Here is a 23,720-nt window from a genome sequence, read left to right as displayed (position 1 = left end):
CGCCACGCCCGGCCCGGACGTCGTCGTCACCGCAAGCGACCCGCCAAAAGCCGCACCCAGCGCCGCGCCGATCCCCGCGATCTCGTCCTCCGCCTGGAACGTACGCACACCGAAATTCTTGTGCCGGCTCAGCTCATGCAGAATGTCCGAGGCCGGAGTGATCGGATACGACCCCAGATACAACGGCAGATCCGCCTGCCGCGACGCCGCCACCAGCCCGTACGACAGCGCCAGATTCCCCGAGATGTTCCGGTACGTGCCCGTCGGGAACGCCGCAGCCGCAGGCGCCACCTCGTAGGAGACCGCGAAATCCTCCGTCGTCTCCCCGAAATTCCAGCCCGCACGGAACGCCGCGATGTTCGCCGCCGCGATATCCGGCTTCTTCGCGAACTTCGCCTTCAGGAAATTCTCCGTGCCCTCCGTCGGCCGGTGATACATCCACGACAACAACCCAAGCGCGAACATGTTCTTACTGCGCCCCGCGTCCTTACGGGACAGCTCGAACTCCTTCAGCGCCTCCACCGTCAACGTCGTCAACGGCACCGGATGCACCCGATACCCCTCCAGCGAACCGTCCTCAAGCGGGGAATCCGCGTACCCGACCTTCTGCATCGCCCGCTTCGTGAACTCGTCCGTGTTCACGATGATCTCCGCGCCGCGGGGCACATCCGCGATGTTCGCCTTCAACGCCGCCGGATTCATCGCCACCAGCACATTCGGCGCATCCCCCGGCGTGAGAATGTCATGATCCGCGAAATGCAACTGGAAACTCGACACACCCGGCAACGTCCCGGCAGGAGCACGGATCTCAGCCGGGAAATTCGGCAGCGTCGACAAGTCATTACCGAACGACGCCGTCTCCGACGTGAACCGGTCACCCGTCAGCTGCATACCGTCACCCGAGTCACCCGCAAAACGGATGATCACCCGGTCCAGACGGCGCACCGGTTTCTGTCCCTGGGCGAGATCGTCGGGGCCCTTGGCTGCGGTTGTCATACCCGGTAGTTGAAGGGGTGCCGCCGCGCCGGGCAACGGAGCCCCGAGGGCTTCGTCAGGTTCCGTGGGCCCGCACCGTGGCGCCGGGCGCGGGGCCGCTGGTGACCCGCACCGCCCGGCAGGTGCGCGAGGCCAGGAGCGCATCGGCCACCGACCGCGCCGACTCCTCGTCCTTGGCGAGGAACGCGGTGGTCGGGCCCGAGCCGGAGACGAGGGCCGCGAGAGCGCCGCCGTCCGTGCCCGCCGCGAGGGTGCGTTCCAGGGCGGGGAAGAGGGACAGGGCCGCCGGTTGCAGGTCGTTGCTCAGCACGCCGGCCAGGGCGACCCCGTCACCGGCCCGCAAGGCCTCGATCAGGTCCGGGGAGGCCTCGGGGGCCGGAACCTCGTGGCCCTCCCAGAGGCGGTCGAACTCGCGGTACACGGCCGGGGTGGAGAGGCCGCCGTCCGCGAGGGCGAAGACCCAGTGGAACGTGCCGCCCACCTCCAGCGGCGTCAGCACCTCGCCCCGCCCCGTACCCAGCGCCGCCCCGCCGACCAGGCTGAACGGCACGTCACTGCCCAACTCGGCACAGATGCCGAGGAGTTCGCCCCGGGAGGCACCCGTCCCCCACAGCGCGTCGCACGCCACCAGCGCACCCGCCGCGTCGGCGCTGCCGCCCGCCATACCGCCCGCGACGGGGATGTCCTTCGCGATGTGCAGATGGACGTCGGGGGCCACGCCGTGCCGTTCCACGAGCGCGAGGGCCGCCCGCGCCGCCAGATTGCCGCGGTCCAGCGGGACTTGGTGGGCGTCCGGGCCCGAACACGTCACCCGCAGCTCATCGGCGGGCGTCGCCGTGACCTCGTCGTACAGGCCGACCGCCAGGAAGACGTTGGCCAGGTCGTGGAAGCCGTCCGCGCGGGCACCGCCCACCGCCAACTGCACATTGACCTTCGCCGGCACCCGTACCGTCACACTCACTGGCCCGCTCCCCCGGTTCGCCGTGTTCTGACGCGTCCCGCGCCGCGTCCTCGGCGCGGACGCGGTGCGGGACGCGGCTCAAGCGTACGGGCGGTCCGGGGGGCTGGCGGCCGTGCGGCGGGCAAGGTGACATAGTCCCGCGCGCGGCGGGTGGACGCCGGGTTCCCTCAGTACGCTGCAACGGCCCCCGTCGTCGCGTGAACTCCCCCGGCACGTCCGGTGGTTCGGTTCCGGTGCCGGCGGTGGCGCGCTCTCATCGTCGTGCGACCCGGAGGATGTCTTGTCTGCGATCAAAGTCGGCATTTCCCTGCCCACCATGGCCGACCTGGCGCCGAAGGGCTTCCCGGGTCTGGCGGCCGGTGCCCGCCACGTCGAACAAGCCGGTCTGGACTCCGTGTCCGTGTCCGACTTCATCATGGGCAACGGCACACCCGCCCTGGAGGCCACGGCCGCGCTCGCGGCGGCGGCCGCCGTCACCGAGCGGATCGAGCTGCGGTTCGGCGTCATGGTGCTGCCCCTGCGGGACATCGCCTGGACCGCCGCGCAGATCGGCACGCTCCAGCACCTGTCCGGCAACCGGGTCGTGCTCGGCGTCGGCTCCGGCGGCGCGCCCGGCACACCGTTCTGGCAGGCCGTCGGCGCCACCCCGCAGGGGCGCAACGCCCGTCTCGTCGAGCAGCTCGGTCTGCTGCCGGGTCTCCTCGCCGGTACGGAGACGCCCCTGCCGCACGTGCCGGGCGCACCCGCGCTCACGCTCGCGCCGGCCGTGCCGAAGCCGCCGGTACTGATCGGCGGGAACTCCGATGCCGCGATCCGCAGGGCCGCGCTGCACGCCGACGGCTGGCTGCCGTCCATGGTGCCGCCCGCGACCCTCGCGCGCGGCACGGCGAAGCTGCGGGAGCTCGCCGCCGAGGCGGGCAGGCCCGCGCCGAGCACCACGGTGTGGCTGCACGCCGGCCTCGGCGACGACGAGTCGGTACGGGCCGCGCGCCTCGCGTTCGAGAAGAGCCTCGTCGACATGTACGGGCTCTCGCCGGAGGACGCCCCGCTGGTGCCGATCGGCGGCAGCCCGAAACAGGCGGCCGAGCGGTTCGCCGCCTACGCGGAGGCCGGTGCGGACCACCTGGACCTGGTGGTGGACGGCGGGGACTGGCAGCAGCAAGTGGAGCTGATCGCGGAGGCGCGGGCGCTGCTGGAGGGTTGAGCGGCTACGGGAAAGGGGCGGGGCGGGGATCTCTCCCCGCCCCGCCCCTTCCCGTTTCCGATTTCTAGTCCGGCAGGCGCACCGACTGCTTGTGGTGGAAGACGTTGCGCGGGTCCCAAGTCGCCTTGACCCGCTGCAACTTGGCGTAGTTGCCCTTGTAGTAGAGGGCGTGCCACGGCGTGTCCGACGTGTTGAAGCCGGGGTCGCCGAGGTCGTTGTCCGGGTAGTTGATGTAGCAGCCGTCGGTGACGTTGTTGGGTACGGGAACGCCGCCCGTGTCGGCGTACACGTCCCGGTAGATGTCGCGCAGCCAGGCGATGTTGCTGTCGTCCTTGTCGGCCTTGTGCCAGTAGGACTCGTAGAACATCACCAGGTGCGAGTCCCGGTGCGGGGCCGGGGTGTCGGTGGGGCCCAGCTCGTTGATGCGGCCGCCGGCCGAGGCGAGCACGATGTAGCTGTAGGCGTTGTCGTAGTCCTTGCGCGTCAGATGCTTGTAGAGCGCGTCGATCTGGCGCTGCGGGAAGACGTCCTTCAGGAACGCCGACTTGTGGAAGGTGCGCAGGTTCGGGTTGTTGAGGGTCTCGCCGCCGGTGGTGCTGTAGGTGGTGGCCTTCATGAACGGCAGGTTCTGGGAGTCGTGCCAGTTCGGCTCGGTGCCCATGGCGTCGCTGAGGAAGTCCACGAAGTCGTTCATGCGCTTCTGCGCGTCGGGCCGGGTGGCGTCGATCTGGGCCACCATGAACAGTGTTCCGGCCGAGACGTGGTTGAGGAACAGCCAGTGCCCGAGGTCCAGGTAGTCGGAGTCGAGGGAGGCGTTGGCCTTGGACCACTGGCTGTACTTGCGCAGCAGGTTGGTGAAGCCCGCCTCGGTGATCTTCTCCCAGGGCCAGGTGACCTGGGTGTAGATGACCCGGGCCGGGGGCTGGGGCAGCAGCCGGCCGGGGTCATTGCCCCTCGCGCCGCGGCTGCGCAGCCAGTACTTGGTGACGATGCCGAAGTTGCCGCCGCCGCCACCGGCGAGGGCCCACAGCAGGTCGCGGTTGGGGTCGTCCTTCTCGCGGGTGGCGACGACGGCGCGGACCCGGCCCTTGCGGTCGACGGTGACGACCTCGGCGGCGTAGATGTGGTCGATGACGATGCCGTGGGCGCGCGAGAGGACGCCGTAGCCGCCTCCGGCGAAGTGGCCGCCCGCGCCGACGCTGTGGCAGCCGCCGCCCGGGATGGTCACGCCCCAGCCGTTGTGGAGGGTCTCGTAGATGTCGAGGAGGGTGGCGCCGGGCTCGACGTAGAAGGCGCGGCGCCGCTCGTCGTAGCCGACCTTGTTCATCAGCCTCAGGTCGGCGATGACCTGGGCTTCCTTGTTGAATACGAAGTCTTCGAAGCAGTGTCCGCCGCTGCGGACCACGATCCGCTTGTCGGCCTCGACGGCCTCCCGCACGACCTGGACGACCTGGTCGGTGGTGGCGGGCAGCCGGACGGCCTCGGGGGTGCCGACGAGACGGGCGTTCATGCCCGACACCATGTCGACGTACCGGGTGTCGCCGGGGGTCACCGTGGGGATGGCGCCGCCTGCCTCGGCGGGGGCGGCAGACGCGGGCAGTGCCGTTCCGAGGGCGGTGACAGCGCCGGAGGTGGCCACAGCGGCACCTGTCCCGGCGATGAACCGTCTCCTGTTCAACATAGTCACGTGCGGCTCCATTTCGGCGAGCTCGTCCGGTCCGGTTTCCAGAGCGCGCCCAGAGTGCCCGTGACCCTCATGGGGCTGACACAGAAACCGCACGTGTTTGTCAAGTACGGCTTGAGCCAGGCGAGTTGACGAACCCTGGGGGATGTTTCTGTGCGCCGGTGCCCGGCGCTGCGAGGCTCTCCGCATGACTTCCGTCATCGACTAGGGCGTGTCCGCACAGTCCCGCTGTCCGGCTTCCGGACGGGCAGGGCCCTTCGACCTTGAGGATCTGCATGTTTCTGCAGCGCATCGCGAACAAGGGCATCCGCCTGGGCACTCTGTTCGACCGGGCCGCGGCGAAGCATCCGGCGAGCCCCCTCATTCTCGACCACCAGCTGGACATCGCCCCGGAGCACGGCACCCGCCTCACGCTCACCGAAGTGGCCAGACTCGTCGCCGACTTCGCCTCCCGGCTGTGGGCGGCGGGCCTGCGTACCGGCGAACGCGTGGTCATCCACAAGACCGACGGCTTCGACATCACTCTGCTCGCCTGCTCGGCCGCCCGGATCGGTGCGGTGCCGGTGCTGCTGTCGCCGAAGCTCGACGGGGCGACCGTGGCGGAACTGCTGCGCCGGGTGGACATGCCGTTCCTGATCACCGATCAGGGCAAGCTGGAGCAGGACCTGCCGGACGAGGTGTTCGGCCTGGCCCGCAAGCTGCTGCTGACGTCCGGCAGCCACGCGGGCGCGGTCGAGCTTGCCTCCCTCGCGGGCAGCCCGCCCGTACAGCCGGTGCGGATGTCGCCGGACCACCCGACGCTCATCACGCACACCTCCGGTACGACAGGTGTGCCGAAGCTGGCCGTGCACACCGGCCGGACGTTCCAGTCCCGGTACCGTCCGCAGGGCACCGTCGCCAAGCTGGTCGGGCCGAGCGAACCCGTCGCGATCCATGTGTCGTTCGCGCACTCGCGGATGTTCACCGCGCTGCCCATCTCGATCCTGCAAGGGCACCCGGTGATCATCCTGCGGGAGGACGAGCCGGAGGTCGTGGGCGAGCTGTTCCGGCAGGTGCCACCGGGGCTGATCGAGGCGCACCCGAACACGTTCATGCGCTGGGAGGAGCTGGCGGACGATCCCCGCGGGCCGCTCGCGAAGGTCAAGTTCTTCAGCTCCACCTTCGACGCGATCCATCCGCGCACGGTGCACCGGATGCTCGGCGCGTCCCGCCGCCGCGGCGCGGTGTTCATCCAGATGTACGGGCAGAGCGAGGTGGGCCCGATCGCGGGCCGCACGTACAGCCCGAAGCGGGGCGCGGAGGCGGAGGGGCGCTGTGTCGGCCGGCCGTTCCCCGGCATGACCGGGGTGCGGGTGGTGAGCCGGGACGGCCGTCCGCCGGGCAAGTCCTCGCCGGGGTTCATCGAGGTGAGGAGCGATGGACGGATCGTCACCTATCTCGGGGAGCACGGGCGGTGGGAGAAGCAGGTCCATGACGGCTGGTGGCGCATGGGTGACGTGGGCTACCGCACGAAGTGGGGCTGCCTGCATCTGCTCGACCGTGAGGTCGACGAGATCCCCGGCATCGACTCCACCCTGGAGATCGAGGACAAGCTTTTCGGCAGGCTGCCGGAGCTGACCGAGGCCATCATCGTGCCGGGCCCGGACGGGCGAGCGGTGCCGGTGGTGGCGACCCGCGGGGACAAGCCGCTCGACGCGGCGGCCTGGCGAGCCGCGGTCGCGGACCTGCCGCCGCTGGCGGATCCGGTGCAGTGGCGCCTGGAGGACCTGCCGCAGACCGCCACCACCAAGATCAAGCGGCTTGAGCTGCTGAAGCAGCTGCAGGAACAGGGCTGACGGGCGGGGGGCGCGGGCCCGTTCGGGTGTGAACAGCGCTGCGCGGCAGGGGCGTTCGGCCGGCGTGGCGATCCGAGGTGTACCGGTGAGAGGAGAGCCGCGGCATGGCCAGGGACAGGCAGAAGCGTGATGCCCGACTGCGCGAGATCCAGGGCATGGACGTCAAGGAGGAGTACAGCCGCATCTGGTGGCTCGACATGGGCTACGAGTTCCCGTGGGACTTCAGCGTCGCGGGCGCGCTCGCGTTCTGCAACAGCGTCGCCCCGCCCCACATGGCCCAACTCCTCGTACGTACCGGGGAGTTGACGGAGAACACGCAGCGGCGTCTGGAGCACTTCGCGCTGATCAGCCTGGAGATGGTGCGGCGCGGCTTCAAGGACGAGCGGGGCCGGGCCGCCGTACGGCAGATGAACCGCATCCACAAGAACGCGGTCCGGCACATCAGCGACGACAAGCAGCGGTGGAGCATCAGCAACGACGAGTATCTGTTCGTGCTCGCCACCAGCATGCTCGTGCAGATCCGCTGGGTGGACCGCTGGGGCTGGCGGCCGCTGACCGACCAGGAGCGCACGGCGGCCTATCTGCACATGCGGGAACAGGGCGAGTTCATGGGCCTGAAGGACATCCCCGGCTCGTACGAGGAGTTCGCCCGGTTCCACGACGCCTACGTGGAGGAGCACTTCGCGTACTCGCCGGAGGCCGTGACGCTGTGGCAGGTGCTGCGGAACACGGTGATCGAGCCCATGGCGGGCTGGCTGCCGGAGCGGCTGCGTCCGCTGGGCCGCAAGGTGGCGGCCGCGGCGCTGCCGGCGCTCCTCACCCCGCACATGCGCAAGGCGTTCGGCGTGTCCGAGCCCTCGCGTCTGCTTGAGTTCACGGTGGGGGTCGCACTGCGGGCACGGGCGGCGTACGTGCGCCGGCAGCCGCCGCGGGAGGAGGCCGCGTACCCCGACCCGCTGCCGACGCCGAGCTTCCCGCGCGGCGAGTACAAGATCGAGGAGCTGGGCCCGGAGCACACGGTGGGCGCCCCCAGCGCGGGCTGAGGCCCGCACACGAACCGAGCGGTGCACGGCCCGGGGACGGGGGCCGTGCACCGCTCACTCGTGTGCAGGCTGTAAGGGACGGCGTGCGGCCGTCGGAGCGTGTGCGGGCCGTCAGATCGTGGCGGCGCGGCGGACGTCTGCGAGCAGCCGGGCCTGGGCCAGCGTGTCCGCTTGCGGTGCGGTCCCGCGCCGTACCGCCGCCGCGAACTCCGCGACCGTGTTCGCCACTTGGTCCTCGGCCTCCAGGACGTACTCCCGGCTGCCCGAGGCGTCGTGCAGGTGGACGACGGGGCGGTGGCCCGCGGGCGGGGTGAACGCCATGTCGAGGGTGAGGCGGCCGGCGCTGCCGGTGAGCTCGTAGCCGCTGCGGTAGGCGTGGTCGAGGCCCCAGGAGACGTGCGCGGCGACCCCGTCCGTCGTACGCCGCAGCAGCGCGGAGCCCGCGGTGTCGACGGCCGAGCCGGACGTGGCCGCGGCGACGGCGCCGACGACGGCGAGGTCCGGGCCGAGGAGGTGCTGGGCGGCCCGCAGCGGGTAGACGCCGGTGTCCCACAGGGCGCCGCCGCCCAGCTCCGGGCTCAGCCGGATGTCGCCCTCCGGGCGCCTCGGCACGGTGAACTCCGCCCGGAAGGAGCGCAGTTCACCGAGGGCGCCGTCCGCGACGAGCTGCCGTACGCGGGTGTGCTGGCCGTGGTGGACGAACATGACGTTCTCCATCAGGGCGAGGCCGCGGGCGCGGGCGAGGGCGCACAGCTCGGCGGTCCGGTCCGCGTCGGCGGTCAGCGGCTTCTCGGCCAGGACGTGCTTGCCGGCGCGCAGCGCCGCCTCGGTCCACTCGGCGTGCAGGGCGAGCGGCAGCGGGACGTACACCGCGTCGACGTCCGGGGCGGCGAGGAGCGCGGCGTAGCCGGGCAGGACGCGCGCCCCGTACGGCTCGGCGGTCGCGGCGGCGCGCGCGGGGTCCCGGGAGGCGACCGCGGTGACGCGGGTGTCCGGGCAGCGGTCGAGGGCGGGCAGCATTCTGCGGCGGGCGATCTCGGCGCAGCCCAGGACGCCGACGCGGACGACGTCGGTCACGGCTTCTCCTCGTTCCAGCGCGGCAGCACCCCGGCGGCCGCGGTCTCGGCGAGGCCGGGGGCCGCACGGTCCTTCGGTGACATCAGGGGTGGCTCGGTGAACCCCCAGGGGAGGGCGAGTCCGGGGTCGAAGGGGTCGATGTCGATCTGCGTGCCGGGCGCGTACACCGTCGACATGACGTAGCTGATGCAGGTGTCGTCGTCGAGGGTGAGGAAGCCGTGGCCGACGCCCTCGGGGATGTACAGGGCGCGGCCCGAGGCGGCGTCGAGCTCGCAGACGTGGTGCCGGCCGAAGGCGGGTGAGCCGATGCGCAGGTCGACGATGACGTCGCGCAGCGCGCCGCGTACGCAGCTGACGTACTTGGCCTGGCCCGGCGGGATCGCCACCGTGTGGATCCCGCGCAGGGTGTTGCGGCGGGACACGGAGTAGCTGATCTGCCGGGGCACGAACGGCTCACCGAGCACCTTCTCCAGCTTGTCGGCGCGCATGCCCTCCCAGAAGGCCCCGCGCTCGTCCGGCAGTTGCTCGGGGGTGACGAGATAGGCCCCGGGGATCGCCGTCGCGGCGATGCGCACCGCGTTCTCCTCTCTGTCTGTTGCGGGCGGAGGTCAGCCGCGGGCGGCGACGAGCCGCTCCAGGTCGGCGACGATCTCGTGGGCGGGCGGAAGTGCCGCCATCTCCTTGGACACGGACTGGGCCCGCTCCCGGTACGAGGGGTCGTTCAGGAGCTGCTCGCAGGCGGCGTTGACCTCCTCGTGGCCGCCCGACTCGACCAGGAGCGCGGCGCCGAAGTCGACGACCTGGCGGGTGGCGGCCGTGGGGTACTCGGGGTGCGCGATCAGCTGCGGCACACCGGCGTTCAGGGAGGTCATGTCGGTGCCGCCGCCACCGTGGTGGATGATCACGTCGCAGGTGGGGGCGAGCACGTCGAGGGGCACCCAGCCGACGTGCACACCGGGCAGTTCGCCCCGGAGTTCGGCGGCGACGTTCTCGGGGGCGCCGACGACGACCTCCGCGCCGAGCCGGTCGATGCTGCGGGCCATGTCGCGCAGCCCCTCGCCGCTGAACAGGCGGGTGCCGGCGGTGATGTAGACACGGGGCCGCTCGCCCTTGGTGTACATCCAGGGCTCCAGGGGCTTCTGCGGGTTGCCGGGCACCCAGCGCATCGGCTTGGCGGGCACCGCGTCGTCGGGCCGCAGGCTGGGCGGGCAGACATCGAGCCACAGGTCGGGGTCCGGGACCTTGTCGAGGCCCAACTCGGCCAGGACGGGCGCCAGTACGGGTTCGGCGCCCGGGTCGTACGTACGGGAGTCGATGCGGTCCCACTCCAGGCGGACGCTGGGGATGCCCAGGTGGTGGGCGAGGAGCGGCGCGGTGTAGAACATGCCGCCGCCGACGACGACGTCGGGCCGCCAGTGGTCGGCGAGGGCGAGGAGGCGCTCCAGGCTGTCCACGGCGATCTCGGCGTAGACCCGGCCGACGGCCTTGAGCTGGTCGGCCGGGTTGTCCGGCATGGCGCCCATGAAGGCGCTGACCTCCTCCATCGACACGGGGGAGATCTGCACGGCGGGCAGTCCGACACTGGCGATGTTGGGCAGCACCCAGTCGATGCCGCCCATCATGACCTGGTGTCCCGCATTGCGGGCGGCCGAGGCGAGCGGGGCGTGGGAGAAGATCGGGTACGGGCTGTTTCCGGGGATGAACAGGACCTTCATGGGGCCTCAGCCTGCCTTCGTGAGCGCCGCGGCGGCCCGGATTCCCGAGAGCATCGCGGCTTCCGTCGTGGGTGAGTTGAAGTAGTCGCCGGCGAACACGACCGGGGCGCGCTGCTCCTGAAGTACGCGCACGGAGCGGCGGTAGCGGCCGGGGGCGGGGATCGGGAAGCCGTAGGGCCGCTCGGCGATCTGGAAGGGTTCGGCGCGCTCCACCGGGAAGTCCGGCCACAGCGTCGGCAGCAGCTGCGTGACCTCGGCGAACTGCTCCTCGGGTGAACGGCCCAGGAGGCGGCGGGTGTTGGCGCGGCCGGGGTAGGCGAACACGAGGAGCTTCTCGACGGGGTTGCCCGCCTCGTCCCGCACCGTGCGCGGGTAGGTGATCATGTTGCGCAGTGGCGGGTCCTCGGGGCCGCCCGCGACGATGTGCGCCTCGGCGGGCAGGACGCCCGCGTCGACCAGGAACGAGACGGACAGCGCCGGCTCGTAGGCCTGCGTCTCCAGGAACGAGCGGGTCTCGGCGCCCACGGTCTGCTCGGGCAGGGCGGCGACGAGCTTCGCGGCGATCGGCGCGGGTGTGGCGACGACGACCTGGTCGAACTCCTCGGTGACGGGGGCGCCGTCGGGGCCGACGGCGGTGATGCTGACACCGGCGCCGTCCGGCTGCACGGCGGTGACCTCGTGGGAGAGCCGGATGTCGGCGCCCTCGGCGTTCTTCTCGGCGAGGATCTCCATGCCGTTCCGGAGCACGTAGAAGCCGGAGCCGCCCATCCAGGCGAGCAGGGCGCGGGCGTGGACGGCGGAGATCTCCTCGCAGGCGAAGTTCCAGAAGCCCTCGATCTGCGGGCGGAGCAGGAAGTCGAAGCCGCGCCTGGAGACCTGCCGGTAGCCCCAGTCGGTGGCGCTCTGCCCGTCGTCGAACGGGGCGGACTTCACCGGGTCGAACAGGTCGAGCTGCTTCTTGCGGCCGACCTGGGCGAGCGTGCTGAGCAGGAACCTGATCCGGTCGCGCAGACCCACGTGCTGGTACGTGAGCAGGCTGAGCGGCGAGTCGGAGGAGAGCGGGACGGTCTTGCCGTGGTCGGAGATCCAGACGTTGCTGGAGATCTTGACCAGCTCGTCTTCCAGGCCGTACTCCTTTATGAGCTGGGTCATCAGCTTGTAGAAGCTGACGTACATCAGGTTGATGCCGACGTCGGGCTCGATCTCCGGGCGGTGCCAGGAGCGGGCCCGGCCGCCGAGTCCGTCGGCCGTCTCGTAGACGACGACGTCACGGCCGCCGCGGAGCAGTTGGCGGGCGGCCGCGGAGCCGGCCATGCCGCCGCCGATCACCGCGACTCGTGTGCGTTGCGTGCGACTGGTCATCGCGCCACCTCTGTCTGCTGGTCGGGGCCGGGGTCAGTGTTCGACGATCTCGTCGTGCGGCCACTCCAGGGCCTGGCCGAGGCCGCCGTCGACGGGCAGGTCGACGCCGGTGGTGAAGGTGGCGTCGAAGCCGAGGAAGAGGACGGCGCCGGCGACCTCGTCGGCGGCACCGAAGCGGCGCATCGGGGTCAGCTCGACGCCCTCCTTGATGTTGGCGGCGCGCAGTTCCTCGGAGCCGTCCGAGAGGCCCATCGTCGGGGTGTCGATGAAGCCGGGGCTGACCGTGTTGACGCGGATGCGGCGCGGCAGCAGCTCGGAGGCGAACACCTTGGAGAAGGCGCGGATGGCCGACTTCATGCCGGTGCCGACGCTGGTGGCGACGAAGCCCATGCCGACGGCGACGGCGGTGGTGAAGACGAAGGAGCCGCCGTCCTTGACGAGGGGCGCGAGCCGCTGCGCGGTGAAGAAGGCGCCCTTGGTGTTGGTGTCGAACATCCGGTCGTAGGTCTCCTCGGTCACCTGGCCGAGGGAGCCGAACTTGATGTAGCCGACGTTGACGAAGACGAAGTCGACCTCGCCGAGGGTGGTCTCGACGGTTTTGCCGAGGGCGTCGATGTCGCTGAGGCTCGCGGCGTCGGAGCGCAACACGTGGGCGCGCGGGCCGAGTTCGGCGCGGGCCTTCTCGATGTTCTCCTCGTTGAGGCCGGTGAGGAGGACCTCGGCGCCGCCGTCGAGGAGCTGCTTCACGACGGCCATGCCGATGCCATGCGTGCCACCGGTGACCACGGCCTTCTTTCCCGCGTACGTGTTCATGGGACCTTCCGGGTTGGAGTACGGATGGGGGTGTCAGACGACGTGGACGTCGGGCACGTAGAGGATCCATTTGCCGCCCGCGGCCCGGAATTCCTGTTCCTTCGCCATGATTTCCTCGGCGTGGTTCCAGGCGAACAGCAGGGCGTAGTCGGGGTAGGGCTTTGAGAACTCCGCGGACGGCCGTACGGGGATGTGGGTGCCCGGTGCGAGCCGGCCCTGCTTGGCGGGGGTGCTGTCGCAGATGAACGGCACGAGGTCCGGGCCGATACCGCAGTAGTTGATGACGGTGGCGCTCTTCGCGGTCGCCCCGTACCCGACGACCGAGTGGCCCTGCTCGCGCAGTTCGGTGAGGAGTTCCACGAGCTTGGCGCAGCTCTCCTTCACCTGCCGTGCGAAGCGGTGGTACGTCTCCGGGCGGGCGAGGCCCGCCGCGCGCTCGCTCTCGACGTGCTCGGTGACGGCGCCGGACACGGTGCGGCGGCCGGGCCGGGCGATGGTGTAGCGCATCGAGCCGCCGTGCACGGAGAGCGGTTCCACGTCGACGAGTTCGAAGCCGAAGCGGGCGGCCATGTTGCGCACGGAGGTCACGGAGAGCAGGTAGTAGTGCTCGTCGTAGATCTGGTCGAAGGCGTTCTGGGCCATGATCGAGGCGAGGTAGCGGTCCTCGATGACGAAGACGCCGTCCGGGGCGAGCACCGCGTCCGCGCCCCGGAACACCGAGTCGATGTACGCGATGTGGCTGGTGGTGTTCGCGGAGAAGATGACGTCGGCGGGGCCGTCGGCCGCGGCGATCTCACGGGCGCTGCGCTCCTCGAAGAAGTCGGTGCGCACCCGCACGCCCTCCTCCTTGGCGAACTCCCCGACCTGGGCGGAGGGGTCGACGCCGAGGTGGCGTACGCCTGCCTTGCCGATGGTCTTGAGCATCGTCCCGTCGTTGGAGCCGATCTCGACGATGAACGGGTCGTCGCCGGAGAGTTCGCTCTGCAGCAGCTGGTGCGCGTACTTCTCGAAGTGCTCGTGCATGACGGCCGAGCCGGCGGAGCGGTACGGGTAGTCCTCGTGGAACATCTGCTCGCGCGGCACTTCCTCGGTGAGCTGCACCATCGTGCATTCCGTGCAGATGCCCGCGGCCAGCCGGAAGAAGAACTCACTGCCCGCCGTCTGCGGTGTCACGAAGGAGTCGGATACGGGCTGTCGGCCGAAGTCGAAGAATTCGTCGACCGAGCCGCCGCAGATTCGGCATTGGACCATGAAGGAACCCCTTTGCGGTTCGTGGGCAGGCAGGCGTTGGTGTGCCAGGGCGGACGGGCGGACGGGCGGACAGTCCGATGCTGTCGGCGTCGACGCGAACGGTCCATGAAAGGTCCAGGTCATGTGTCAGGTCCGGCGGCGCCGGGTACGCCACGCGGCCCGAACGGGGCGGGCCCCGCACCGGCTTGGGGTGCGGGGCCCGGCCTCGGCCGCGTACGGATCAGGAGCTGCTCGCGAGCGAGCCTTCCGCGTCCTTCGCGGGCTCCGGCTCCTCGCCCTGCGGCTGCTCACCGGCGCCGACCTTGCGCAGCAGCGTGACGGCGAGCACGGCCGTGACGGCGATGAGCGAGGCGCAGACGACGGCGACGGTGTTGAGGCCGCTGGTGTAGGCGTCGCGGGCCGCGCTCAGCACCTTCTCGCCGAGTTCGCCGGGCAGTTGCTGGGCGACGACGACGGCGCCCTCCATGCCGCCGCGGACCGTCTCGGCGGCGTCGGCGGGCACGCCCTCGGGGACGGTGACGTCGCCGCGGTAGAGGGCGGTGCCGAGGCTGCCGAGTGCCGCGACGCCGAGCGAGACGCCGAACTCGCCGCTGGTCTCGGAGAGCGAGGCGGCCGAACCGCCCTTCTCCGGCGGCGCGGAGCTCACCACGAGGTTGGTGCCGAGGGCGCCGATCGGGCCCGTACCGAAGAAGGCGACGACGAAGCCGGTGACGAGGAGCGGGAGTCCGCCGACCGGGTCGACGAAGGCCACCAGGAGGTAGCCGACGGTGGTGAGGCCGAGGCCCGCACCGATGACCACGCCCATCGGGAGCCGCTTGGTGAGGGTCGGAGCGATCATCGCGGCGACGATGGAGGCGACCGCCGAGGGCACCATCCACATGCCGGCGGCGGTGGGCGAGAGCCCCTCGACCATCTGCAGGGAGCCGGTGATGAACAGGTAGCTGCCGCCCATGGTGGCCATCGCCAGCATCAGGATGAGCAGCGACGAGGTGAACGCGCCGGAGCGGAACAGCCGCAGGTCGAGCAGCGGGTGCTCCAGGTGGTTCTGGCGGCGGACGAAGAGCACACCGACGAGCACGCCGACCGCGATGGCGAGCAGCGGGACCGGCTCCCAGCCGTACCGGGCGACCTCCTTGAGGCCGAAGATGACCGGCAGGATGGTGGCGAGCGAGAGCCCGACGCTGATCAGGTCGATCTTCCCGGCGTTCGGGTCCTTGTACTCGGGCAGCAGGATCGGGCCCGCGATCAGCAGGATCAGCGTGACGGGCACGCCGAGCAGGAAGACCGAGCCCCACCAGAACTGGTCGAGCATCACACCGCCGATGACCGGGCCGAGTGCGGTGCCCGCCATGAAGCAGCTGGCCCAGACCGCGATGGCCCGGCCGCGCTGGCCCGGGTCCTGGAACATGTTGCTGATCAGGGCGAGCGTGGACGGCATCAGGGTGGCCGCGGCGACACCGAGCAGGGCGCGGCTGGCGATCAGCATCTCGGAGCTGGTCGAGTACGCGGCGATCAGCGAGGTGGCGCCGACGAACAGGGCGCCGATCAGCAGGAGTTTGCGGCGGCCGATGCGGTCGCCGAGGGTGCCCATGGTGACCAGGAAGCCGGCGATCATGAATCCGTAGACGTCCATGATCCACAGCGTCTGGGTGCCGGTGGGCGCCAGGGACTCGGCGAGGTGCGGCAGGGCGAGGAAGAGCACGCTCTGGTCGAGCGACAGCAGCAGCGTGGGCAGCGCGAGGACGGCGAGGCCCAGCCACTCGCGGGTCCCTGCCTTCGCCGGCACGGCCGGGGAGACATTCGTTGACATGGGGTTTCCTTCCAGGGTCGGCGCCTTGGCGGGCACGGAGCGGGGAGCGGAAGCGTCAGCCGGGATACGGGTGTTCGGCCCGCGCGGCGCGAAGTGTGCGGCCCCACCACGTCAGTTGGTCGAGCATGGTCTTGGCGGCGGCCTCGCACTCCGTGGCGTGGGTCGGGCGGCCGTCGTCGTCGAAGCGGTTCCAGTACTCGGGGAAGGCGACGGAGTCGCGGACGGTGACGGCGTGCAGCCCGGGGAAGATCTCCCGCAGGTGGGCCACGGAGCGCAGGCCGCCGGCGATGCCGCCGTAGGAGACGAACGCGACCGGCTTCGCCTTCCACTCGTCCACGTACCAGTCGATGGCGTTCTTCAGCGACGCCGGGAAGCTGTGGTTGTACTCCGGCGTGACGACGACGAACGCGTCGGCGCGGCTCAGCCAGGGCGCCAAGTCCTGTACGGCGGCGGGCCGTTCGGCGTGTTCGTCGGCGGGCAGCACATCGGGAAGCCAGACCTTGGCCAGGTCGATGACGTCGATGTCGAGGTCGTCGCGCTTGGCGGCCTCGGCCGCGATCCAGCCGGCCGGTGTGGGGCCGAAGCGGCCGTTGCGGGTGCTGCCGATGATGACGGCGACCCGTAGTTTCGGCTCGGGCATGGGGTTGGGTTCCCTCCTCCAGGTGCTCGACTTCTGTGCCTGACGGTGCCCGGTGCCGCCACCGGCTCGCTCTCGGTTCACTCTCGGTCGCTCTCGGGCCCCGCTCTCGGGCCCCGCTCTCGGCTCCGCCCCGAACCCCGTCGTGCTGAGGCGCTCGTCCTCAAACGCCGGACGGGCTGATTCCTCGCTCCCTCCGGCGCTTGGAAAGCGTTTTGGGGGCAACCCCCTCACGAGTTCGAATCTCGTATCCTCCGCCAGTGCCTCACCGGGCACGATGTCGAAGGGCCCCACCGTTCGCGGTGGGGCCCTTCGACGTGTGTGGTTGCAGTTTTGGTTGTAGTTCTCGGCTACTGGGAAGGCAGGGCGGTGTCGAGGTAGTCCTGCACCGGCTCGAACAGCCCGTACGGCACGTACTGCGGGATCTCGCCGTGGGAGACCCATGCCAGCTCGGCCAACTCCTCGGTGTCCGCAACGTAAGCCGTGCCTGCGACGACCTCGCAGGCGGAGTACGACATCAATCGGCCCGTCTTCGGGTGGACGCGCTCGCCGAGGAGCTTGGCGGCGGCCACGTCCAGGCCGGTCTCTTCCTTCGTCTCGCGCACGGCGGCGTCCTCGCGGGCCTCGCCGGGCTCGACCTCTCCGGCCGGGAACTGCCAGGAGAGCTGCCCCTCGCTGACCCGGCGGCGCACCATCAGTACACGTCCCTCGTGCACGACGATGGCGGCGGCGATGCCCGGCCGCTCGTCCGTGTTCTGCTGCGTCACGTGTGCTCCTCCAGGGCAGCCAGGATGGGTGGGAAGATCGTATCGACGGGGATGAAGCGGGTCATTGCGTTTCTGGGGACCCACATGACGTCGATGTTCTCGGCCGCGTCGCTGTTGGTGGCCTCTCCGGCCAGGTACTCGCACAGGAAGTACTCGCACAGCACGCCGGTCACAGGGTGAAGTCGGTTGCCGAGTTGCTGACGGACCGCGCAGTGAACGCCCGTCTCGTCCAGGGTCTCTCGCACGGTGGCGGTCTCTGCCTTGCCTCCCGGCTTGATGACCCCTGCCGGGAACTGCCATGTGATTCCGGCGGCGTCGTCGTCCCGGCGGCATACCAGGAGGACATCGCCGTCGCGGACGACCACCGCGATGGCAACTCGAAGTGCCTGCGCTCCAGGTGGTGTTGAGTCCGCTGCGGCCTGTTCCTTCGCCAGCAGGAGCGCGAAGCGCTGTCGAGCTGTCGGCGGGGCCTGCTCGTATGCCGTGTCGAGGAGTTGCTGCATCTCCCTGCGTGGCACGACGGACGCGTCCGAGTGCCAGGCGGCCACAGTCCTCACGGCAATGCCCAGGTGGGCGGCGAACTGTTCGTTGCCGAGCCGTAGGGCGGACTGCAGCAGGCAGGCGTACCGGCCGCTCCAGCGCTCGATCACGTCCACAAGACTGCCCCGCACGTCGCCGCCCCGGTGCAGGAATCCGCGCGCCGAAAGTGCACTCCCACTGCACTAGCACTTCATGGTCACGCGAGAAGGGCCCCGGAAGAATCGGAGTCACCCAGAGGCCAGGAAATCACCCGCTGAAGGCTCTGTCCCTGGGAGGCGCAAGAGAGGCGCGAAAGTGCCAGACGACCACAGGGAGATTCTAGATGCGTACCCTCAGCGGATAGCAGGAAAAGGGAAGTTGGCCGAATCGGAGCTCTCGGCCGGCTGCCCGACCGCACCTCGCCCGGCATTCGATCGTCCGGGGCCTCGCCCGTACGCCCAAGCCGCTTCGCCAGCGCCGGTAACCTCAACGGATGACGGCTGATCGTCCGTCATGTTCGGTTGCTAGCAAGGCGAAAGGAAGTCAATGGCCGAGGTTCAGGCACACACTGTCGAGCGCACGCTCGTCCTGCTCAAGCCCGATGCGCTGGCGCGTGGCCTGGCAGGAAGGATCATCACTCGATTCGAGGATGCCGCACTGAAGATCGTCGGCACCAAGATGAAGTGGATGGACGAGGAGTTCACTCGCCAGCACTACTTCGACCTGGAAGAGCGGCTGGGTTCGGAGGTCTACAACTTCACGGCGACGTTCATGCAGCAGGGACCGGTCATCGCCCTGGTACTGGAGGGCTTCGACGCCATCGCCACCGTCCGCAAGATCGTCGGCAGTACCTACCCGAACCAGGCTCCGGCCGGCACGGTGCGCGGCGACTTCTCGCACTACAGCGCGGCGGCCAGCGTCGCCTCGGGCAAAGCGGTCGCGAACCTCGTGCACGCCTCCGGAAACGCGGATGAGGCGAAGCAGGAAGTGGAGCTGTGGTTCGACAAGGACGAGCTGCAGGACTACAAGACGCTGGCCGAGATCTACACGTACTAGCAGCGGGTCGCGGCGTCACCGCGGGGGCGCCGGGGCGTTGATCACCACTGGGGCACGACCGTTTGATCCGAGAGGGTGCCATGACCAACCAGACCCGCCTGGCTTCCACCGACGAACTTGAGTCGATCTTCCAGCGTGAGCTGGCGAGCGACCGGTGGGCGGCTACCGAGACCGCATTTGCCCTGGCTGTACGCCATCGCGACCTGGGCGACTGGCCCGCGTCACGTGAGTGGGCCCAGCAATGCCTGCGTCTGCTGGAGGGCTTCCCCAGCGAGACGGAGGAGCAGGTCGCCACCGGCCGCACGTCGGTGGGAGGCGTTCAACTGCCGACCTACCTGCACTCGGGGGTCATCGAGGAGCGCTTCGGGGCCCTCGGCTGACACCCGCCGATCCACCGGGGTGATGCGGCCGTCCATCCGCATCGGCCGCATCACCCTTCCCCGCTAGACCACCAATCCCATAGCGATCGCCCGACCGGACAGGCCCCCGCACGGCAGGGTTCGGCTGGCTTCGCCATGTCTGAAACGAGGAGGCAGCAGCCCCGTGGCCGTCGAGATCGAGATGCGCGCCCGCTTCAGCAAAGAGGTTCACGACCAGCTCGTCGCCCGCCTGAAGGCGGACGGAGAGGACCTGGGCCCCGACGACAAGCACATCCACTTCTACGTACTTCCCGACCAGCTCCTGAAAGTTACGGACAACACCGCCGCCGGCACCGCCAAGATCACCCTGAAGGGGAGCCGGATCGGACAGGGCGCGGCCTTCGCAGAGACCGAGTTCGCCATCGCCCCCGCCGATGTTCCGGCCGCAGTGCAGGTGTTCAACGCCCTCGGGTTCGAGGCGGCGATGCACGAGGCGTTCAACTTCCGCCACAACTTCCGCTTCGACGGCGTCGAGATCGCGGTCAAGTGGAGTGAGGCGTGGGGCTACCACGCCGAGTTCGAGGTCCTGCTGGACGACGGAGCCTCGGACGCCGCCCGAACCGAGGCCGAAGCCAAGGTGACAGACGTGGCCACGGCGCTCGGGGTGGCCTTGATGACGGAGCAGGAGCTGGCCGACTTCACCGCCTCCTTCGAGGCCGCCGAGAAGGAGCGCAAGGAGCGCGAACAGCAGACCGCGCCAATCCGGTAGGCACCATCACCGCGCAGACCACCAGGGGGGTGGGCACGAGTGAGCACGACCCCGTTGACCGCAAGTCTGATCGACCTGGCTGCCCGAGGGCAGCTCCCGCTCCACCAGCACATGGACCACGCCACCCTCACGTGGATCCACGACAGCAGGCCCGACCTTCCGCCGACCCCAGCAGCGGTCTTGCGCCCGGAGTCGAAGGAACTCCTCGCACACGGCGGACTGCCCACCCAGTGGTGGGCCGATCCCCGCCTGTACACGTCGCTCCACGGCGTCCGGCACGCCATGAGGACGGCGGCGCTCGTCGCCGTCCTCGCCGAGGCGAACGGCCTCGACGACAGCGACACCGCCACGGCGATCCTCGCCGCCGCCGTGCACGACTGCCAGCGACGCAACGACCAGGACGACCGCGGACACGGCGCCCGCGCGGCCATCTGGCTCGCGGCGAACGCCGACACCGTCTGGGGCCACTTCGGCCTCACCGCCACTCCACGGCGAATAGTGCAGGCAGCCACCGCCGTCCGCCTGCACGACGTCCCGTACGAGGCATTCACTGCCGACGACAAGACGGACCACGCACGGGCCGAGCACATCACCGACTTGGTCAAGGCCGCCGACGCCCTGGACCGCTACCGCCTTCCGAAGTTGAAGTGGCGGCCGGACGCCCGGTACGTCCGCGAACCTGCCTTCGATCAACTGCGCGGCCTTGCCTTCGACTTGGTGCTCATCTCCGAACGGGCGTACCTCGCAGGAGCCAGTGGCACGGCAGCTGTCCGCTACGCGCTCGCCGAGAAGGGCCTGGCCTGACCATGGACTTCCGCGACGCCTACCACCTGTGGGCCGATGCCCACGCCTTCTTCGACTCCGCCCTCGTCCTCAGTCCCACCGACCACAACGACCCGCTTGCCACCCAGACTGCGGACTGGGAACGACGGCTCGCCGAGGAGACCCCGAACGGCCAACTGCTTCGGCAGAATGCCCTCTTCGAGGCCCTGAGCGGAAACGGCAAGCTGCACCTGCTGCACGTCACCCATGCCCTGGAGGAGATCAACCGAGAGGGAGTGCTCTACCCCTCGGGCGGCTGCCTCGTCGGGAGCATCTACTGCGCGCCGCTCACCGCGACCGAGCAAGGCTTCCGCATGCACAACCTGGGTGCCTACGTCCTGACAAAGGAAGCGCCGGCCTTCCTCACCAAGCTCGGCGTCACCGACCGCGTCCCCACCCCGCTCATCTTCGAGATCGACACGCCGCTGCAGGCTTACCGCGGGCTTGCAGGCGTGGACTACCTGCGGCTGGGCCTCATCCACCTGCAGATCTACACGCATCTCGAATACCTGCTGAGCAAGAACGAACGGCACCAGCTGCGCGAGACCGTCGCAAGCCGCGCCAAGAACTCGGCCGCGTTCCTCGCCACCGCCGCCGCCGTCACCTACCAGGGCACCCAGGTCGATGCCGATGCGTTCCTGAGGCTGCTCGACGAGACGATCCCCCGCCTGCCGATCCTTGGCTACCTGTACTTCGAAGCGGTCGCCGAGTATCTGATGCTCCACTCGACTTCCCACCACACTCGGCGCCTGGCCGAGCTCGGCGAGCTGAACAACTGGCTGTACAAGGAGATGCTGTTCGCCTCCTTCCCCGCCATGGCCGGCAAGTTCGACCTGGCGAGGTTCCGGCCGCGCCCGAAGCAACTGGCCGGCCTCATCCACCAAGTCGATCCGACCATCGACACGAGCCACGCGAACGCGTACCTGGTCGGACGGATCAGCTACCTCGTCGCCGCCCGCCTCTTCACATCCGGCGAAGCCCCCGAAGACTGGCACCACACGCTCTGGGAGTTCGACTCCCTCGCCACCCAACTCGGGCCGCTCCTCGGCCACCTCATCCACCGGGAACTGCGCACCTTCGGCCGCTACCCCGACTTCTACTTCTACTTTGACCAGCACAAGGCGCTGCAAGCCTGGAACTACTGGAACCACATGGACATCGTCGCCCCGTTCAACGGCACGATGCCCAAGGGCGAGATCGGCATCAACCCGGCCTACCCCAACCTCAACTACCGCGTCTGGCGCGCCGAGCAGGACGACACCGGCTGCCTCGCCCCGGTCGAGGAACTCGCGCTGACCATCGCGCCGAGGCTGGTGGACATCAAGTACACGCTGATGCGCAACAACCAGTGGACCGCCCCCACGCCCAGCGTCGCCTGAGGCTCTCCGCCCCATCCGCGGCACACCCCACCCGAGCAACCTCACACGCAGGAGATCCGTGATGAGTCCCTCCGGCATGCCCTCCATCGACCTCCTCGGCGAGCAGATCGCCTCCGTCCTCATCGACCCCGCCACGACCCACGGCCTCGCCCGTACCCTCCGGGCCGCCGCCAAGGAGATCGAGCTCCACCGCTACCACCACGCCAGCCGCCGCGCCTGGCCCAACGGCTGCATCGACGACAAGCCCGCCAAGGTCCATATCGGCGGCGGAGCCCACCGCATCAACGGGTTCTTCAACATCGACCTCGCCCCGCCGGCCGACCTCCTCTGGGACATCCGCGAGGGCATCCCCCTCCAGGACGACAGCACCGCCGAGATCTTCTCCGAGCACTTCCTGGAGCACATCGACTACCCACGCTCGGCCAAGCACTACGTCCGCGAGGCCCACCGCGTGCTCATCCCGGGAGGCCGGATCATCACTGGCGTCCCCGACGCCGCCTTTACCCTGAGCCAGTACCCCCGTCCCCTGGACACACCCGACGAGACCATCGAGCGCTGGTACGCCAAGCGCGACTGCCTCGGCGACATCAACACGCGACTCGACCTCGTCAACCTCGTCTTCCGTGACCAGGACGACGACCCCACGTACACCCCACACCTGTGGGCCTACGACCACGAGAAGCTCGTCCAGCTCTTCACCGAGGCCAGCTTCACCACCGTCGAGCCCTGGACGTACGACCCCACCATGGCCAACCTCAAGCGCCGCTGGGGCAGCGTCTACGTCGTCGCCACGAAGTAGCCCGTCAAGCAGCCCGCGGGTCCGGAGTGCCCCGCCCTTAGCCACCTCCGGACCCGCGGGCCTCCACCCACACCGCGGCGCCACGCACCCCGCCCGGCCACGCCGCCGAGGGAGCCACCCGCATGAACCCAATCCCCTCATACGTAAGCGAATTGACCCTCACCGCCACCCCCAACGCCGTCTCCTGGGCCCGCCGCCACACCGTCGACGTCCTCCAGCGCTGGGCATTCCCCAACGAGGGCATCGAAGTCGCCCGGCTTCTTGTCTCGGAGCTGGCCACCAACGCGATCGAGCACACCCAACCCGCGGAGCCCTATGAACTGGCCGCCGGATCCTCTGGCGTTGGCACGATCGTCCTCAGGCTCTGGCCAACCGACGGCGGCATCATCCTCGCGATCAGCGACCCCGACCCACGACCACCGGAACCTCGCGACCATGACACCAACGCCAGCGGAGGCCGCGGACTCATACTCGTCCAGGCCATGGCCAACCGCTGGGGCTACTGCCCCACCCAGCCAGCCCCCGGAAAGATCGTCTGGGCCGAGGTTCCCGCCCGGCCCGACAGCGCCCTGAGCGAGCCGGGCATCGGCGATCGTCAAACCGCCCCAATGCTCATCGGCCGAGTCCTGACGGGCCTGCGCGAGGTGTAGCTCAACGGCCCGGTCTGCTCCGCCTTTCACGCCGATCCCCGCGTCCGTAAGCCGATACTTCGCGCGAGCATCCGGCCAAAGATCCGCAACAACATACGGCCGTCTGACCACTACCCGCGCGTGATCCCGGCCCTCCGGGATGGTCAGAAGAACGTCATCAGCTCGACGCGACACCGCGGGCGTCATGAGGTCACGCTCTGAGAGGCCACTAC

23 protein-coding genes are annotated in these 23,720 nt (G+C 69.8%); 10 read left to right on the top strand and 13 right to left on the bottom strand.

Features of this window, described 5'->3' with window-relative positions:
- Positions 1-996 (bottom strand): 2-oxoacid:acceptor oxidoreductase family protein (locus tag QIT00_RS31040; RefSeq protein WP_282538781.1); only part of this gene is annotated, 996 nt, incomplete at its 3' end.
- A 55-nt stretch (positions 997-1,051) separates the two neighbouring features.
- Positions 1,052-1,957 (bottom strand): 4-(cytidine 5'-diphospho)-2-C-methyl-D-erythritol kinase, encoded by a 906-nt coding sequence (locus QIT00_RS31035; RefSeq protein ID WP_282538780.1) that lies wholly within the window; start codon positions 1,955-1,957, stop codon positions 1,052-1,054.
- 280 nt (positions 1,958-2,237) lie between these two features.
- On the opposite strand from QIT00_RS31035, the gene QIT00_RS31030 reads away from it, so the two are divergent.
- The gene (locus QIT00_RS31030) at positions 2,238-3,161 is read left to right on the top strand and encodes an LLM class flavin-dependent oxidoreductase (RefSeq protein ID WP_282538779.1); all 924 of its coding nucleotides are present in this window, start codon (positions 2,238-2,240) and stop codon (positions 3,159-3,161) included.
- A 64-nt stretch (positions 3,162-3,225) separates the two neighbouring features.
- Here the strand turns inward: QIT00_RS31030 and QIT00_RS31025 are convergent, their stop codons facing one another.
- Positions 3,226-4,842 (bottom strand): FAD-binding oxidoreductase, encoded by a 1,617-nt coding sequence (locus tag QIT00_RS31025; protein WP_282538782.1) that lies wholly within the window; start codon positions 4,840-4,842, stop codon positions 3,226-3,228.
- Between the two features lie 278 nt (positions 4,843-5,120).
- Here QIT00_RS31025 and QIT00_RS31020 point away from each other — a divergent pair, with 278 nt between their 5' ends.
- Positions 5,121-6,680 (top strand): class I adenylate-forming enzyme family protein, encoded by a 1,560-nt coding sequence (locus tag QIT00_RS31020; protein WP_282538778.1) that lies wholly within the window; start codon positions 5,121-5,123, stop codon positions 6,678-6,680.
- 104 nt (positions 6,681-6,784) lie between these two features.
- The gene (locus QIT00_RS31015; protein WP_282538777.1) at positions 6,785-7,723 is read left to right on the top strand and encodes an oxygenase MpaB family protein; all 939 of its coding nucleotides are present in this window, start codon (positions 6,785-6,787) and stop codon (positions 7,721-7,723) included.
- A gap of 111 nt (positions 7,724-7,834) precedes the next feature.
- Here QIT00_RS31015 and QIT00_RS31010 read toward each other — a convergent pair whose 3' ends face one another.
- From QIT00_RS31010 to QIT00_RS30965, 10 genes are all read right to left on the bottom strand, one after another.
- Complete coding sequence (locus tag QIT00_RS31010; protein WP_282538776.1) at positions 7,835-8,800, bottom strand: Gfo/Idh/MocA family protein; 966 nt, start codon at positions 8,798-8,800, stop codon at positions 7,835-7,837.
- Complete coding sequence (locus QIT00_RS31005; protein ID WP_282538775.1) at positions 8,797-9,375, bottom strand: dTDP-4-dehydrorhamnose 3,5-epimerase family protein; 579 nt, start codon at positions 9,373-9,375, stop codon at positions 8,797-8,799. The genes QIT00_RS31010 and QIT00_RS31005 overlap by 4 nt, the downstream gene beginning before the upstream one ends.
- A 33-nt stretch (positions 9,376-9,408) precedes the next feature.
- Complete coding sequence (locus QIT00_RS31000; RefSeq protein ID WP_282538774.1) at positions 9,409-10,515, bottom strand: nucleotide disphospho-sugar-binding domain-containing protein; 1,107 nt, start codon at positions 10,513-10,515, stop codon at positions 9,409-9,411.
- Between the two features lie 6 nt (positions 10,516-10,521).
- Positions 10,522-11,877, bottom strand: a complete 1,356-nt coding sequence (locus QIT00_RS30995; RefSeq protein WP_282538773.1) for an FAD-dependent oxidoreductase — start codon at positions 11,875-11,877, stop codon at positions 10,522-10,524.
- A 33-nt stretch (positions 11,878-11,910) separates the two neighbouring features.
- Entirely contained in the window at positions 11,911-12,690 is a 780-nt protein-coding gene (locus QIT00_RS30990; protein WP_282538772.1) for an SDR family oxidoreductase, read from the bottom strand.
- 33 nt (positions 12,691-12,723) lie between these two features.
- A complete protein-coding gene (locus QIT00_RS30985) occupies positions 12,724-13,941 on the bottom strand; it encodes a class I SAM-dependent methyltransferase (RefSeq protein ID WP_282538771.1) in 1,218 nt (405 codons plus the stop codon).
- Positions 13,942-14,161: 220 nt separating this feature from the next.
- Positions 14,162-15,751, bottom strand: a complete 1,590-nt coding sequence (locus QIT00_RS30980; protein WP_282538770.1) for an MFS transporter — start codon at positions 15,749-15,751, stop codon at positions 14,162-14,164.
- Between the two features lie 55 nt (positions 15,752-15,806).
- On the bottom strand, positions 15,807-16,391 hold the full coding sequence (locus QIT00_RS30975) for an NADPH-dependent FMN reductase (RefSeq protein ID WP_282538769.1): 585 nt from the start codon (positions 16,389-16,391) through the stop codon (positions 15,807-15,809).
- Positions 16,392-16,738: 347 nt separating this feature from the next.
- Positions 16,739-17,155 (bottom strand): NUDIX hydrolase, encoded by a 417-nt coding sequence (locus tag QIT00_RS30970; protein ID WP_282538768.1) that lies wholly within the window; start codon positions 17,153-17,155, stop codon positions 16,739-16,741.
- Complete coding sequence (locus QIT00_RS30965) at positions 17,152-17,811, bottom strand: NUDIX hydrolase (protein WP_282538767.1); 660 nt, start codon at positions 17,809-17,811, stop codon at positions 17,152-17,154. The genes QIT00_RS30970 and QIT00_RS30965 overlap by 4 nt, the downstream gene beginning before the upstream one ends.
- Before the next feature lie 409 nt (positions 17,812-18,220).
- Here QIT00_RS30965 and QIT00_RS30960 point away from each other — a divergent pair, with 409 nt between their 5' ends.
- The 7 genes from QIT00_RS30960 (at position 18,221) to QIT00_RS30930 (ending at position 23,508) form a co-directional block, all read left to right on the top strand.
- Positions 18,221-18,730 (top strand): nucleoside-diphosphate kinase, encoded by a 510-nt coding sequence (locus QIT00_RS30960; RefSeq protein ID WP_282538766.1) that lies wholly within the window; start codon positions 18,221-18,223, stop codon positions 18,728-18,730.
- Positions 18,731-18,810: 80 nt separating this feature from the next.
- Positions 18,811-19,110, top strand: a complete 300-nt coding sequence (locus tag QIT00_RS30955) for a hypothetical protein (protein WP_282538765.1) — start codon at positions 18,811-18,813, stop codon at positions 19,108-19,110.
- Positions 19,111-19,273: 163 nt separating this feature from the next.
- Positions 19,274-19,858, top strand: a complete 585-nt coding sequence (locus tag QIT00_RS30950; protein ID WP_282538764.1) for a CYTH domain-containing protein — start codon at positions 19,274-19,276, stop codon at positions 19,856-19,858.
- 39 nt (positions 19,859-19,897) lie between these two features.
- Positions 19,898-20,662 (top strand): hypothetical protein, encoded by a 765-nt coding sequence (locus QIT00_RS30945; protein ID WP_282538763.1) that lies wholly within the window; start codon positions 19,898-19,900, stop codon positions 20,660-20,662.
- 2 nt (positions 20,663-20,664) lie between these two features.
- Positions 20,665-22,059, top strand: a complete 1,395-nt coding sequence (locus QIT00_RS30940) for a hypothetical protein (RefSeq protein WP_282538762.1) — start codon at positions 20,665-20,667, stop codon at positions 22,057-22,059.
- Positions 22,060-22,120: 61 nt separating this feature from the next.
- Positions 22,121-22,858, top strand: coding sequence for a class I SAM-dependent methyltransferase (locus tag QIT00_RS30935; protein ID WP_282538761.1), 738 nt, complete (start codon positions 22,121-22,123; stop codon positions 22,856-22,858).
- 122 nt (positions 22,859-22,980) lie between these two features.
- Positions 22,981-23,508 (top strand): ATP-binding protein, encoded by a 528-nt coding sequence (locus QIT00_RS30930; RefSeq protein WP_282538760.1) that lies wholly within the window; start codon positions 22,981-22,983, stop codon positions 23,506-23,508.
- Positions 23,509-23,720: the final 212 nt, after the last annotated feature.

Origin of the sequence: Streptomyces luteolus (assembly GCF_029968015.1) — a bacterium.
GTDB classification, from domain to species: Bacteria; Actinomycetota; Actinomycetes; order Streptomycetales; family Streptomycetaceae; genus Streptomyces; species Streptomyces luteolus.
Note: the sequence above shows the minus strand (reverse complement) of the source record. Positions and strands in the feature narration are given on the sequence as shown.

Excerpts from the sequence above, each read along its gene's own strand:
- QIT00_RS31025 (WP_282538782.1), bottom strand. The coding sequence starts at position 4,842 with ATGTTGAACAGGAGACGGTTCATCGCCGGGACAGGTGCCGCTGTGGCC.
- QIT00_RS31020 (WP_282538778.1), top strand. The coding sequence starts at position 5,121 with ATGTTTCTGCAGCGCATCGCGAACAAGGGCATCCGCCTGGGCACTCTG.
- QIT00_RS31015 (WP_282538777.1), top strand. The coding sequence starts at position 6,785 with ATGGCCAGGGACAGGCAGAAGCGTGATGCCCGACTGCGCGAGATCCAG.
- QIT00_RS31000 (WP_282538774.1), bottom strand. The coding sequence starts at position 10,515 with ATGAAGGTCCTGTTCATCCCCGGAAACAGCCCGTACCCGATCTTCTCC.
- QIT00_RS30995 (WP_282538773.1), bottom strand. The coding sequence starts at position 11,877 with ATGACCAGTCGCACGCAACGCACACGAGTCGCGGTGATCGGCGGCGGC.
- QIT00_RS30990 (WP_282538772.1), bottom strand. The coding sequence starts at position 12,690 with ATGAACACGTACGCGGGAAAGAAGGCCGTGGTCACCGGTGGCACGCAT.
- QIT00_RS30985 (WP_282538771.1), bottom strand. The coding sequence starts at position 13,941 with ATGGTCCAATGCCGAATCTGCGGCGGCTCGGTCGACGAATTCTTCGAC.
- QIT00_RS30980 (WP_282538770.1), bottom strand. The coding sequence starts at position 15,751 with ATGTCAACGAATGTCTCCCCGGCCGTGCCGGCGAAGGCAGGGACCCGC.
- QIT00_RS30975 (WP_282538769.1), bottom strand. The coding sequence starts at position 16,391 with ATGCCCGAGCCGAAACTACGGGTCGCCGTCATCATCGGCAGCACCCGC.
- QIT00_RS30960 (WP_282538766.1), top strand. The coding sequence starts at position 18,221 with ATGGCCGAGGTTCAGGCACACACTGTCGAGCGCACGCTCGTCCTGCTC.
- QIT00_RS30955 (WP_282538765.1), top strand. The coding sequence starts at position 18,811 with ATGACCAACCAGACCCGCCTGGCTTCCACCGACGAACTTGAGTCGATC.
- QIT00_RS30940 (WP_282538762.1), top strand. The coding sequence starts at position 20,665 with ATGGACTTCCGCGACGCCTACCACCTGTGGGCCGATGCCCACGCCTTC.
- QIT00_RS30935 (WP_282538761.1), top strand. The coding sequence starts at position 22,121 with ATGAGTCCCTCCGGCATGCCCTCCATCGACCTCCTCGGCGAGCAGATC.
- QIT00_RS30930 (WP_282538760.1), top strand. The coding sequence starts at position 22,981 with ATGAACCCAATCCCCTCATACGTAAGCGAATTGACCCTCACCGCCACC.